We start from the raw sequence: 12015 nt of genomic DNA, 5'->3' as shown, positions 1-12015 counted from the left end.
CATCAGCACGAGGGCCAGCAGCAGGGGCCACTGGCGCAGCACGGAGCGCACCCCGCCCCGGGCGGGGTGCGCTCCGTGCTGCGCCAGTGGCCCCTGCTGCTGGCCCTCGTGCTGATGTGGTGCGCCGTGTGGCAGGACTTCTCCGCGCACGTCGCGCTCACGGGCCTGCTGTTCTCCCTGCTGGTGGTGGTGCTCTTCCCCATGCCGCCGATCCCCTTCGGGGGCCGCTTCCACCCCGGGCACGCCCTGGTGTTCACCGGCCGCTTCCTGGCGGACGTGGTGGCGTCCTCGCTGTCCGTGACGCGCGTGATCCTCACCCGTGGCCGCACGGTGCGCAGCTCCGTGGTGCGCGTGCCGCTGCGCAGCCACGACGACATCGTGCTCACCCTCGTCAGCCACGCCCTGGCGTTGGTGCCGGGCTCGATCGTGCTGGATATGGACCGGGCCAACGGGGTGCTCTACCTGCACGTGCTGGACGCGACCACGGACGCCGACGTCGCCGACTATCGGGCCAAGGCCCTGCGGGTGGAGGCAGACATCATCCGCGCCGTCGGCACCCGGGCGGACGTGGCGGTCCTGCGGGACCACCCCGACTCCGCCCCGGACCCGGAAGGTGTGGAGGAGCGCCGCCGGCACCCCGCCTACCGCGCGGAGCTGCTGCCCGACACCCCCGGGCCGGTCGCCCCCGCGCCCGTCGACGCACGACCCGAGCCCGACGCCCCGGGAGGAGACCGATGAGCCTGCCCCTGACCCTCGCCGCCTGGATCGGCGGCGCGATGCTGTTCGTCGGCGCCGTCGGCGCGCTGTACCGGATCGCCCGCGGCCCCTCCCTGCTCGACCGCGCCGCGGCCACGGACGTGCTGCTGGTGGTGCTCTCCGGCGCGCTGCTGCTGGACATGGGCGTGCACCGCCGCACGGACACCGTCGTGCTGGTGCTGCTCGCCGCCGCCGTCGGCTTCATGGGCTCGGTGATGGTCTCCCGGTTCGTGGAGGACCGCCGCCCCGAGCACCCGCAGGAGCATGAGGCCCTGGTGCCCGGCACCTCGGACGTCCCGGCCCCGAGGGAGGACGCGTGATGGACGCCGCCTGGACCGACTGGCTCGCGGCCGCCCTGCTGGTGGGCGGTGCCTTCTTCTCCCTCGTGGCCGGCGTGGGCATGACCCTGCTGCCCGACCTGCTCTCCCGCATGCACGCCTCGGCCAAGCCTCAGGTCCTGGGGCTGCTGCTCATGGCGTGCGGCGTCGCGGTGCTGTGGCAGGCGTGGGCGTGGGTGCCCGTGCTCGTGCTGGCCTGGGTGACCCAGATGATCACGGCACCGGTGGCCTCGCACCTGATCAGCCGCACCGGCTACCGCACCAAGCACGTGCGGCGGGACCTGCTGCACCGGGACGACCTCGCCGCCCAGGCCGAGCCCGGGCCGCGTGAGGACCCGGACGCCCGCTGACCTCCGCGCCCGGCGCCCGGCGCCCGCCCGGGGAGGACGACGGCCGCCGTCGAGCTCCTGCCCGGCGGCGGCCGTGACGGTGCGGGCGGGACCCGCGCGGGGGAGGTCTCAGACCTCGTTGTCCACGTCGCTGGAGGTCTTCTGGGCGACCTTGCGCACGCCCTCCGCGGCGGCGCGCTGGCCGGCGACCTTCAGCACCGAGGCGATGCCCGCCGAGGCGAAGGTGAAGGCGAGGGCCTCGACCAGCGGCACGGTCTCGTCCGTGGCGTCGGAGGGGGCGTCGTGCCCGGTGACCAGCTTCCAGCCGCCGGCCACGAGGCGGGATGCCACGATGCCGCCGACGACGGTGATGCCGGTGGCCAGGACCTTCTGGATGACCTTGTCCATGTGCATGCCTTCCGTTCAGAGAGCGTCGCCGCGCCGTGCGCGCGGCCCTCGGACCACCCTAGCGGGAGGGCTCAGTCCTCGTCCCGGACCGGGTCGCCGCTGACGTGCACGCCGGGGTCGCCGTCGGCGTCGAGCCATGCCTGGAGGCGCTCGGTGAGCTCGGCGTCCACGGGGACGTCCCGGCCGTCCACGGTGCGGATGGGGAGCACCCCGCGGACCGAGGAGACCAGCCACAGCCCGTCGGCGCCGTCGAGGTCGGCGGGGGCCAGGGGGCCGTAGCCCAGGCGCCAGCCGGCGGCCTCTGCGGCGGCGAAGATCACGGACTGCGACGTGCCCGCGAGGATGCCCTTCTGGCGCAGCGGGGTGACGATCCGGCGGGTGCCGTCCGCGCCGGTGCGGGCCAGCAGCAGGGTGGAGGTCGGGCCCTCCAGGAGGTAGCCGTCCGCCGACGTGAACACGACGTCGTCCGCGCCGTGCGCCTTCGCGTGGCGAAGGGCGGCCATGTTGACGGCGTAGGAGAGGGTCTTCGCGCCGGTGAGCAGCCACGGGGCGCCCTCGACGGCGGCGGAGTCCAGGCCGCGCTCCAGCAGCAGCACCCGCACGCCCTCCGCGCGCTCGGCGTCCGAGGTGCGGGCGGCCGGGGTGAGCAGCGCCCACGCCGTGGGCCGGGCCTCGACGCCGGCCGGGGCCTCCGGGCCGCGGGTCACCGTGAGCCGGACGGAGAGCCGGTCGCCGGGGGCCACGGGGTTCGCGGCGGCGAACCCCGCCAGCCCCGCCTCGATCGCGGCGCGCCACGGCTCCGGGTCGGGGGCGGCGATCCCGAGGGCGTCGGCGGAGGAGGCGAGGCGGCCGAGGTGGGCATGGGCGCCAGGATAGCCCGGCGCCCATGCCCGGGCTCAGGCGCGGTCCGCGCCCACGGGGGCGGCGTCGGCGGCCTCCCCGGCGGCGCCGTGCCGCTCGAGCCCGGCGCCCTCCACGTCCACGTCCGGGAGGATCCGGTCCAGCCACTTCGGGAGCCACCAGGCGGCGTCGCCGAGCAGGTGCATGAGCGCGGGCATCAGCAGGAGGCGCACGACGAACGCGTCCAGCAGCACGCCGAAGGCCAGGCCGAAGCCGATGGGGCGGATCATCGCGTCGTGGGAGAACACGAAGCCGCCGAACACCGAGATCATGATGATCGCCGCCGCCGTCACCACGGCGCGGCCGGCGCGCAGGCCGGTCATGACGGCGTCGCGCGCGGGCTGCCCGTGGGCGTAGGCCTCCCGCATGCCGGAGGCGATGAACAGCTGGTAGTCCATGGCCAGGCCGAAGAGCACGCCGATCATGATGGTCGGCAGGAAGCTCAGCACCGGGCCGGGCGCGTGCACGTTGAACAGGCCGCCCAGCCAGCCCCACTGGTAGATGGCCACCACGCCGCCCATGGCCGCGAACACGGACAGCACGAACCCGCCCGTCGCGATGAGCGGCACCAGGATCGAGCGGAACACCAGGATCATGATCAGCAGGGACAGCCCGACGACGACGCCCAGGTACAGCGGGAGCGCGGCGGAGAGCTTCTCCGAGACGTCGATGAACCCGGAGGTCACGCCGGCCACGCCGAGGTTCGACGCCTCCCCGGCGGGCTCGGTGTCCCGGAGGGTGTGGACGAGGTCCCCCGTGGAGATCGCGTTGGGTCCCTCCTCCGGAAGCACCTGGAACATGGCCGTGGTGCGGTCCTGGTTGAACCCGGCCGGGACCACGGCGGCCACGTGCTCCAGGCCCTTGAGCTGCTCGCCCACCTGGACCTGCGCGTCCTCGGCGGTGGTCTCGTCCAGGCCGGAGGGCAGGTCCACGGTGACCACCAGGGGCCCGTTGTAGCCCTCGCCGAACTCGTCGGCGATCAGCTCGTAGGAGACCTGGGAGTCCGAGCCCACGGGCTCGGAGGCGCCGTCGGGCAGGCCCAGGCGCATGCTGCCGAAGGGGATGGCGACGACGATCAGCGCGGCGGCCGACGCGAGCACGGTGGCGACCGCGGCCGGCGTGGACATGCGCCGGCGGCGGCGGGCGTCCCGCACGGCGCGCGCAGCCGAGCGCGAGACGGGGGCGGCCGCGTGCGAGCCGGAGGGGGCCGCGGCGTCGTCGGCGACGGGGGCGGCCTCTGCGGCCCGGCGGGCCCGCTCCTTGCGGGAGAGGATCCGCATCCCGGCCAGGGAGAGCAGGGCGGGGGTGAGGGTGACCGCCACGAGCACGGCCACGGCCACGCAGACCGCGCCCACGGTGCCCATCAGGCCCAGGAAGGGGATGCCGGTGACGTTGAGGGCCACCAGCGCGATCACCACGGTGATGCCGGCGAACACCACGGCGTTGCCGGAGGTGCCGTTGGCCAGGGCGATGGACGCGTGCAGCGGGGTGCCGCGCTTGAGCTCCAGCCGGTGCCGGTTGACGATGAACAGCGCGTAGTCGATGCCCACGGCCAGGCCCAGCATGATGCCGAGCACCGGGGTCACGGACATCATCTCCACGACGCCGGAGAAGGCCAGCGCGCCGGCCGCGCCCACCCCGACGCCGATCAGCGCGTTCACCAGCGGCAGGCCCGCGCCCACCAGGGTGCCGAGCATGAGGACCAGCACGAGGGCCGCCACGGCCAGGCCGACGACCTCACCGGGGCCGATCAGCGAGGGCATGGTGGCGTTGAGCGCCTGCGTGGGGATGGCGCGCACGCCGGGGATGTCGGCGTCGGCCAAGGCGTCGATGACGGCGGTCTTCTGCTCCGTGGTCACGTCCAGCGAGGGGCGGTCGAACGCGACCGTGCCCAGGGCGGCGGAGCCGTCCTCGGAGACCACGCGGTAGCCGTCCGTGAGGGTGAGCATCCGCTGGCCGCGGTCCGCCTTCTCCCGGCCGGCGGCCAGGTCCTTCCGGGCCTGCTCCAGCTGCGCGGGGCCGTCGGCGAGCTTCGCCTCGTTCTGGGCGATCTCGGCGCGGCCCGCCTCGAGCTCCCGCACGCCCTGCTCGTGCTCCGCGCGGCCGGCGTCGATCTTCTGCTGCTGGGCGTCCAGCTCGGCACGGGCCGCGGTCAGGGCCTTCTCCCGACCCGCGGCCAGCTGTGCGCGGCCCTGCTCCAGCTCGGCGGCGGCGGCCGCCAGCTTCTCCTCGCCTGCGTCGAACTCGGCGCGTCCGGCCTCGGTCCGCGCGCGGGCCTCCTCGAGCTGCGCGGCGCCGGCGTCGAGCTTCTCCCGCTCGGGGGCCAGCCGTGCGTCGACCGCGGCGGCGGCCTGCTCCGGGGTGGCCCCGGCGGCCTCCGCCTGGGCGATCGCCTGCGCACGCCCGGCCTCGAACCGCGCCTGGGCCTGCTCGAGGGCGGCCTCCTGCTTCGCGATCTCCGCCTCGGCGGCCTCGAGGGCCGGCCGCTGCTCCTCGAGTGCGGCCACACCGGCGTCGTACTCGGCCTGGCCGGCGTCCAGCTTCTGCTGCGCCTCGGTCAGGGGCGCGGTGGCCTCGGCGGGCAGGGCGTCCAGCCCGCGGGCCTCGAGGTCGGCGCGGGCCGCGTCGAGCTTCTCCTGGCCCGCGTCGAGCTGCGCGGCGGCGGCGTCGAGCTCCTTCTGGCCCGCGTCGGCCTTGTCCTTCGCCTCGGCCAGCTGCGCGCGCCCGTCCTCCAGGGCCTTCTCGTTCTCCGCGATCTTCTGCTCGCCCTCGGCGATCTGGCGGCGGCCGTCCTCGAGGGCGGTGCGGGCCTCGTCCTGCTGGCGGGCGACGTCGAACGGGTCCACCACGGAATCCACCGCGTCCTGTCCCTCCACGCCGCGCAGGGCGTCGCTGACCGCGCGGCGCTGGGCTTCCGTGAAGGCGGAGCCGTCCTCGGTGGCGAAGACCACCTGGCCGGTGCCCTTGGCGGCGTCCGGGAACTGCTCCTTGAGCCGGTCCGTGACCTGGGCCGTGGGCGTGCCGGGGATGGTCACCGCGGTGGTGAGGGTGCCGCTGAACGCGAGGAACGCGCCCACGGCGAGGGCCAGGGCGATGAGCCAGGCGAGGATCGCCGCCCAGGGGCGACGCGCGGAGGCGAGGCCGAGGCGGTGGAGGAGCGTGGCCATGGGGCGGTGCCTTCCGTGCGGGAGCGGGGAGCGGGGAGCGGGGACGCCGGCCGGGAGGTGGCGGACGCGCACATCCTACGTCAAGCGGAGCGCGGCGCTCCGGTCGGGGGAGGCTCCGGCGGCGGGCCCCGTCGGTCGGGCCGGGTCAGGCCGAGGGGCGGGTCTCCGGCAGTGAGGCGTCCTTCGCCTGCTCCTGCGTCAGCCACTCCTGGATGCCGACGGCGGCCTCGCGGGCCCGCACCACCAGGAAGCCCAGCTGCGCGGTGTCCGCGGAGACGGAGAGCGGCAGCTGGCCCAGGGGCGGCTGCACGAAGCTGGCCAGCACCACGTGGCCGTGGCCGGTGGACAGGCTCACCATGGCCTGCTGCGGGGACGCCGCGCCCGAGGAGACGATCTCCGCCTGCGAGGAGGCGACGGCGTACATCGACGAGTTCAGGGCCGCCAGCCGGCCCACGTCCGCCTGGGGCACGCCGAGGGAGCGGAGGTTCATGCCGTCCGCCGTGCACAGCATGGCGCTGCGGATCTCCGGGAACTCCCGCTGCAGCTGCTGCAGCCGCGGCAGGGCCATGGTGCCGATCACGCGGGACCACAGCTCCCAGTGCTCGGCGATCTCCGGGTCCAGCGTCACCTCCTCGGCGTCGGAGGGGCCGCCGGCGACCACGTCCGCCGGCTCCTGGTGCGGGTTCTGGTCGGTCATGCGGCTCTCCCGGGGGTCAGGGCCAGGCTGGCGACGGTGCGCCCCCACACGGACTCGTCGCCGAGCAGCTCCAGCCACCGGCCGATCTCGAACGCCGCGTCGGGGCGCTGCCCGAAGACCCAGAGCACGAGGCGCGCGCGGCGGGCCGTGACGGAGTCGCGGGCGGAGGAGAAGCGCACCTGCCCGGGGGTGCCGAGCAGGGCGATCCGGCGCCCCTCCGGGTCCGTCCACTCGCCGTAGTCGATGCCCACGGTGGTGGTGGTCTTGCCGTCCTGCGCGGGCTCGGTGAACGCGAGCGTGGACCGGCGCACGTCGGTGCCCGCCACGGAGACGTCGGAGAGCGCGGTGACCGCCGTGGTCTTGCCCACGCCCATGGGCCCCACGAACACCACCTGGCGCGCCGTGGTGGCGCCGATGACGGCGTCGGACGGGGCTGGTGACAGGGGGGTCCTCTCGGGGCGCGTACCGAGGAGGATGTCTAGAATCGCGAGCGCATGCGCCCGCTCGTCCGACGACGGAGCGGCGGTGCCCCGCCTCGGCTCCGTGTCCGGCGGACATGCGGGCACCCCCGCGGACCCCACATCCCCCGACCCCCAGGAGATCACCATGGCCAGCCAGGAAGAGCTGACGCGCATCATCGACAACATCAACGCCGACGTGAACGGCTTCATCGGCGCCTCGATCGTCGACATGGAGACCGGCATGCCGCTGGCCTCGCGCTCCACGCGCGCCGACTTCGACCTCGAGGTCGCCTCCGCCTACAACTCCGAGATGGTCAAGTCCAAGCTCAAGACCATCCAGGTGCTCAACATCCGCACCACCCTGGAGGACATGCTGCTGACCCTGGGCGACCAGCTGCACCTGATCAAGATGCTCGACGAGCGCACCTTCCTGTACTTCGCCGCGGACCGCTCCGCCACGAACCTGGCGCTGCTGCGCTCGGCCGTGAACCGTCACACCGTCAACTTCCGCTGACCGGTGGCGCCCACGGCGCCCCGTCGAGCCCTCGGCTCGGCGGGGCGTCGGGCGTCTCTCTCCCCCCGGTCCGCGACGCCAGGGTCGACTCAGGTGGACAGGCGCAGGTCGGCGGCGCCCGCCGGGTCCGCGGCCGCGAGGTAGGCCTCCTCCTGCCGTGCCCAGCGCTCCCAGTGGGGCGCGTAGGCGTCTCCGTCCCGGGCCAGCGCGGCGGTGCGCCGGACGTCCTCGGGCGCGTCGACCCACACGGCGAGGTCCAGCAGCGGGCGGGCGCCGGGGCAGAGGGCTCCGACGCCCTCGCAGACGACGACGTCCAGCGCGTCGGGGTCCAGGGCGCGCGCCTCCCCGGGGGCGCCGGCGTGCCAGTCCCAGGCGCGCCAGCCGGCGGGTCGTCCCGCGGCGAGGGCGGCGACCGCGCGGACGTAGGGGCCGTCGTCGGCCGTGGCGGCGGCGAGGCCGTCCCACCCCGGGTACATCTCCTCGATGTGCAGGACGTCCACGCGGGCGTGCGGGGCCAGGCGTGCCGCCAGGGCCGCGGCCAGCGTGGTCTTTCCGGCCCCGGAGCGGCCGTCCAGGCCGATCAGCGCGGGACGGGGCGCGCTCACGGGCCCTCCGGGGCGCGCCGTGCCGGGCTCGGTGGAGGCGTTCACGGCGCCCGATCCTACGTCGCCGACCGGGCGGCCGTCCGTCCCGAGGACCTCCCGCCCGCCCGGGCAGGCGAAGGGCTCCGCCGGATCCGCCCGGCGGGGCCCTCGTCCGCATCCGGTCACGCGGACCGACGGCAGGTCACTTCTGCTTGGCGGCCTCGGCTTCGCGCAGCGCGTCGGCGTGGCTCAGCTCGCCGTCGTCGGTGGCGGGGAAGGAGCGCATGGACCGCGGGAACAGCTCGAGCTCGGCGATCGCGTCGACCATCGCGCGGACCTTCTCGATCTGCGGGCCGGGCATCTCGTGGACGCCGATGACGCCGGGGCCCACCACGTTCCAGTGGGCGTGCTTCAGGGTCAGCTGCAGGTCGTTGAGGGCGTGCAGGCGGACCGGCAGGACCTCGGCGACGTGGTGCCCGTCCTCGACGGACAGCCCGGGGTCGGTGGAGGCGCGTGCCCGCGAGTCCACCGCCGCGGGCGGTGCGTCGGAAGGGTCCGGCGTCGACCCGACGGGCCGGGAATGGAATCGGATCACCGCGCGTTGACCCGGACACAGCGAACATGAGTGGGATCGACTCAGGTTCATTGACACCGCCGAAGGGGCGGTGGCAACCTGAGTCGCGAAGGCTCAAGCGGGCCCGTCGGGATGCGTCCCGGCCGGCGGCGCGGGCCAGGTTCTCACCGTCAGATAGGAAAGGACACACCATGTCTCGTGCAGTCGGCATCGACCTCGGCACCACCAACTCCGTCGTCGCAGTCCTCGAGGGCGGCGACCCGGTCGTCATCGCCAACGCGGAGGGCGCCCGCACCACCCCGTCCGTCGTCGCCTTCTCCAAGGGCGGCGAGGTCCTGGTGGGCGAGGTCGCCAAGCGCCAGGCCGTGAACAACCCGGACCGCACCTACGCGTCCGTCAAGCGCCACATGGGCACGGACTGGACCACCGAGGTGGACGGCAAGAAGTACACCCCGCAGGAGATCTCCGCGCGCACCCTGATGAAGCTGAAGCACGACGCCGAGGAGTACCTCGGCGAGAAGGTCACCGACGCCGTGATCACCGTGCCGGCCTACTTCAACGACGCCGAGCGCCAGGCCACCAAGGAGGCCGGCGAGATCGCGGGCCTGAACGTCAAGCGCATCATCAACGAGCCCACCGCCGCGGCCCTGGCCTACGGCCTGGAGAAGGGCAAGGAGGACGAGCTGATCCTGGTCTTCGACCTGGGCGGCGGCACCTTCGACGTGTCCCTCCTCGAGGTCGCCAAGGACGAGGACGACTTCGCCACCATCCAGGTGCGCGCCACCTCGGGCGACAACCGCCTCGGCGGCGACGACTGGGACCAGCGGATCGTCGACTGGCTGCTGCAGCAGGCCAAGTCCAAGGGCGCCGACCTGTCCAACGACAAGATCGCCCTGCAGCGCCTGAAGGAGGCCGCGGAGCAGGCCAAGAAGGAGCTCTCCTCCGCCACCTCCACCAACATCTCGCTGCAGTACCTCTCCGTCACCCCGGAGGGCCCGGTGCACCTGGACGAGCACCTCTCCCGCGCCAAGTTCCAGGACCTCACCAAGGACCTGCTGGAGCGCACCCGCAAGCCCTTCAACGACGTGATCAAGGAGGCCGGCGTCAAGGTCTCCGACATCGACCACGTGGTGCTCGTGGGCGGCTCCACCCGCATGCCCGCCGTGTCCGAGCTCGTCAAGGAGCTCACCGGCGGCAAGGAGCCGAACAAGGGCGTGAACCCGGACGAGGTCGTCGCCATCGGCGCCTCCGTCCAGGCCGGCGTGCTGGCCGGCGAGCGCAAGGACGTGCTCCTGATCGACGTGACCCCGCTCTCGCTGGGCATCGAGACCAAGGGCGGCGTGATGGCCAAGCTCATCGAGCGCAACACCGCCATTCCGACCAAGCGCTCCGAGACCTTCACCACGGCCGAGGACAACCAGCCCTCCGTGTCCATCCAGGTGTTCCAGGGCGAGCGCGAGTTCACCCGGGACAACAAGGCCCTGGGCACCTTCGAGCTGACCGGCATCGCCCCCGCCCCGCGCGGCATGCCGCAGATCGAGGTCACCTTCGACATCGACGCGAACGGCATCGTGCACGTCTCCGCGAAGGACAAGGGCACCGGCACCGAGCAGTCGATGACCATCACGGGCGGCTCCTCGCTGTCCAAGGAGGACATCGACCGCATGGTGAAGGACGCCGAGTCCCACGCCGAGGAGGACAAGGCCCGCCGCGAGGCCGCCGAGCGCCGCAACCAGGCCGAGCAGTCCGCGTACTCCGTGGACAAGCTGCTCGCCGACAACGCGGACAAGCTGCCCGAGGACGTCACGACCGAGGTCCAGGCCGACGTCGACGCCCTGAAGGCCGCCCTGGAGAAGCAGGACAACGACGACGAGGTCAAGGCCGCGTTCGAGAAGCTCCAGGCCTCCCAGGTCAAGATCGGCGAGGCGCTGTACGCCCAGCAGTCGGCCGAGGGCGCCCAGCCCGACGCCGAGTCCGGCTCCGCGCAGGCCGACGAGGACATCGTCGACGCCGAGGTCGTCGAGGACGAGGACGAGAAGAAGAACTGACCCGTCCGATCGGGTCCGGCGCTGACCGGGCCCCGGCGGCACCGGCGGGCCGGCCACGAGGGCACCACCCGCGTGGCCGGCCCGCCGTCCTCTCCCGCACCTCCCACGCCGCGCCCGCCGCGGCCCGTGACGAAAGGACCCCAGCATGAGCGAGAACCAGAACGAGACCCCCAGCCCGGAGGAGCCGGTCATCCGCGACCGCCGGCGCATCGACCCGGAGACCGGCCAGGCCCGCACCCCGGGCGCCGGCGAGGACACCGTGCCCGCGCAGGAGCAGGGTCAGGCGCCCCAGGACTCCGGCGACGCCCTGTCCCAGGCCGAGCAGATCCTCGACGAGGCCGGCGCGGCCGCCGAGGCGGAGGCCCTCCCGGCCGCCGGCTCCGACCGCGAGGCCGAGCTGCTCGAGGACCTGCGCCGCCTGCAGGCCGAGTACGTGAACTACAAGCGGCGCGTGGACCGCGATCGCGACGTCGCCAAGGAGCAGGGCGTGCTCAAGGCCGTCACCGCGCTCCTGCCGGTGCTCGACGACCTCGACGCCGCCCGCGCGGCCGGCGACCTCGAGGACGGCCCGTTCGCGGCCATCGCCGCGAAGCTCATGACCGCGCTCGAGGGCCTCGGACTGGAGCGCGAGGACCAGGAGGCGCTGGCCGGCGTCGAGTTCGACCCAGTCCGCCACGAGGCCGTCATGCGCCAGCCCCACGCCGAGGTCCCCGCGGACCACGTGGTGCAGGTCTTCCGCAACGGCTACGCCCGGGACGGCCGCGTGCTGCGCGCCGCCCAGGTGATGGTCTCCGCCGGCCAGGACTGACCGGCCAGGACGGGCGGATCCCGGGGCGCCGCACGACGCGGCGCCCCGGGCCCGGACCGCCACGCACGACGACAGCAGACACGAACGGAGAGGAGGCACCATGGCCTCGCAGGATTGGCTCGAGAAGGACTTCTATCAGGTCCTGGGGGTGTCGAAGGACGCCTCCGAGTCCGACATCAAGAAGGCGTACCGCACGCTCGCGCGCAAGCACCACCCGGACCAGAACCCCGGGGATGCGGCGGCGGAGCAGAGGTTCAAGGAGATCTCGGAGGCGTACGACGTCCTGAGCGACCCGAAGGACCGCCAGGAGTACGACGCGATCCGCTCCATGGGCGGCGGGGCCCCCAACCGGGCCCCCCCCCCCCTGGAGCGGGTCGCGTCGTACTCCGGGCGGTCCGTCGGGTCGCGGAGGTCGGCGTACCCCACCGTGA

Annotated in this window: 13 protein-coding genes and 1 pseudogene; 7 read left to right on the top strand and 7 right to left on the bottom strand. The window is 74.0% G+C overall.

Features of this window, described 5'->3' with window-relative positions; all coding sequences use genetic code 11:
• From MHY29_RS08420 to mnhG, 3 genes are all read left to right on the top strand, one after another.
• A partial coding sequence (locus tag MHY29_RS08420; RefSeq protein ID WP_370643487.1) for a Na+/H+ antiporter subunit E occupies positions 1-738 on the top strand: 738 nt, incomplete at its 5' end.
• Positions 735-1076 carry a monovalent cation/H+ antiporter complex subunit F gene (locus MHY29_RS08415; protein ID WP_224356424.1) on the top strand — a complete coding sequence of 114 codons (342 nt, stop codon included), beginning with the start codon at positions 735-737 and terminating at the stop codon, positions 1074-1076. The genes MHY29_RS08420 and MHY29_RS08415, both read left to right, overlap by 4 nt.
• Positions 1076-1444, top strand: a complete 369-nt coding sequence (gene mnhG, locus MHY29_RS08410; RefSeq protein WP_224356425.1) for a monovalent cation/H(+) antiporter subunit G — start codon at positions 1076-1078, stop codon at positions 1442-1444. Before MHY29_RS08415 ends, mnhG begins: the two co-directional genes overlap by 1 nt.
• A 108-nt stretch (positions 1445-1552) precedes the next feature.
• Here mnhG and MHY29_RS08405 read toward each other — a convergent pair whose 3' ends face one another.
• From MHY29_RS08405 to MHY29_RS08385, 5 genes are all read right to left on the bottom strand, one after another.
• The gene (locus MHY29_RS08405; protein WP_224356426.1) at positions 1553-1831 is read right to left on the bottom strand and encodes a DUF4235 domain-containing protein; all 279 of its coding nucleotides are present in this window, start codon (positions 1829-1831) and stop codon (positions 1553-1555) included.
• Between the two features lie 71 nt (positions 1832-1902).
• Positions 1903-2649, bottom strand: a complete 747-nt coding sequence (locus tag MHY29_RS08400; RefSeq protein ID WP_239240073.1) for an aminotransferase class IV — start codon at positions 2647-2649, stop codon at positions 1903-1905.
• A 78-nt stretch (positions 2650-2727) separates the two neighbouring features.
• On the bottom strand, positions 2728-5898 hold the full coding sequence (locus MHY29_RS08395; protein WP_239240070.1) for an MMPL family transporter: 3171 nt from the start codon (positions 5896-5898) through the stop codon (positions 2728-2730).
• A 145-nt stretch (positions 5899-6043) separates the two neighbouring features.
• A complete protein-coding gene (locus MHY29_RS08390; protein ID WP_224356429.1) occupies positions 6044-6595 on the bottom strand; it encodes a roadblock/LC7 domain-containing protein in 552 nt (183 codons plus the stop codon).
• Complete coding sequence (locus MHY29_RS08385; RefSeq protein ID WP_239240067.1) at positions 6592-6987, bottom strand: hypothetical protein; 396 nt, start codon at positions 6985-6987, stop codon at positions 6592-6594. Before MHY29_RS08385 ends, MHY29_RS08390 begins: the two co-directional genes overlap by 4 nt.
• A 214-nt stretch (positions 6988-7201) precedes the next feature.
• On the opposite strand from MHY29_RS08385, the gene MHY29_RS08380 reads away from it, so the two are divergent.
• Positions 7202-7570 carry a hypothetical protein gene (locus MHY29_RS08380; protein WP_239240064.1) on the top strand — a complete coding sequence of 123 codons (369 nt, stop codon included), beginning with the start codon at positions 7202-7204 and terminating at the stop codon, positions 7568-7570.
• Between the two features lie 89 nt (positions 7571-7659).
• Here the strand turns inward: MHY29_RS08380 and MHY29_RS08375 are convergent, their stop codons facing one another.
• Both MHY29_RS08375 and MHY29_RS08370 read right to left on the bottom strand, forming a co-directional pair.
• On the bottom strand, positions 7660-8220 hold the full coding sequence (locus tag MHY29_RS08375) for a hypothetical protein (RefSeq protein WP_224356432.1): 561 nt from the start codon (positions 8218-8220) through the stop codon (positions 7660-7662).
• Positions 8221-8461: 241 nt separating this feature from the next.
• Positions 8462-8683: pseudogene (locus MHY29_RS08370) on the bottom strand (DNA starvation/stationary phase protection protein); the annotation flags it as partial.
• Between the two features lie 236 nt (positions 8684-8919).
• On the opposite strand from MHY29_RS08370, the gene dnaK reads away from it, so the two are divergent.
• The 3 genes from dnaK to MHY29_RS08355 all read left to right on the top strand — a co-directional run.
• Positions 8920-10776 (top strand): molecular chaperone DnaK, encoded by a 1857-nt coding sequence (gene dnaK / locus MHY29_RS08365; protein WP_224356433.1) that lies wholly within the window; start codon positions 8920-8922, stop codon positions 10774-10776.
• Positions 10777-10921: 145 nt separating this feature from the next.
• Entirely contained in the window at positions 10922-11584 is a 663-nt protein-coding gene (locus MHY29_RS08360) for a nucleotide exchange factor GrpE (protein ID WP_224356434.1), read from the top strand.
• 100 nt (positions 11585-11684) lie between these two features.
• Positions 11685-12015: DnaJ domain-containing protein (locus MHY29_RS08355; protein ID WP_239240062.1), on the top strand; the 331-nt coding region annotated here is incomplete at its 3' end.

This window comes from Micrococcus sp. ACRRV (genome assembly GCF_022346985.1).
GTDB lineage: Bacteria > Actinomycetota > Actinomycetes > Actinomycetales > Micrococcaceae > Micrococcus > Micrococcus porci.
This window is presented reverse-complemented; position numbering and strand designations above follow the sequence as displayed.

Excerpts from the sequence above, each read along its gene's own strand:
- MHY29_RS08390 (WP_224356429.1), bottom strand. The coding sequence starts at position 6,595 with ATGACCGACCAGAACCCGCACCAGGAGCCGGCGGACGTGGTCGCCGGC.
- dnaK (WP_224356433.1), top strand. The coding sequence starts at position 8,920 with ATGTCTCGTGCAGTCGGCATCGACCTCGGCACCACCAACTCCGTCGTC.
- MHY29_RS08405 (WP_224356426.1), bottom strand. The coding sequence starts at position 1,831 with ATGGACAAGGTCATCCAGAAGGTCCTGGCCACCGGCATCACCGTCGTC.
- MHY29_RS08415 (WP_224356424.1), top strand. The coding sequence starts at position 735 with ATGAGCCTGCCCCTGACCCTCGCCGCCTGGATCGGCGGCGCGATGCTG.
- MHY29_RS08360 (WP_224356434.1), top strand. The coding sequence starts at position 10,922 with ATGAGCGAGAACCAGAACGAGACCCCCAGCCCGGAGGAGCCGGTCATC.
- MHY29_RS08380 (WP_239240064.1), top strand. The coding sequence starts at position 7,202 with ATGGCCAGCCAGGAAGAGCTGACGCGCATCATCGACAACATCAACGCC.
- mnhG (WP_224356425.1), top strand. The coding sequence starts at position 1,076 with ATGGACGCCGCCTGGACCGACTGGCTCGCGGCCGCCCTGCTGGTGGGC.
- MHY29_RS08395 (WP_239240070.1), bottom strand. The coding sequence starts at position 5,898 with ATGGCCACGCTCCTCCACCGCCTCGGCCTCGCCTCCGCGCGTCGCCCC.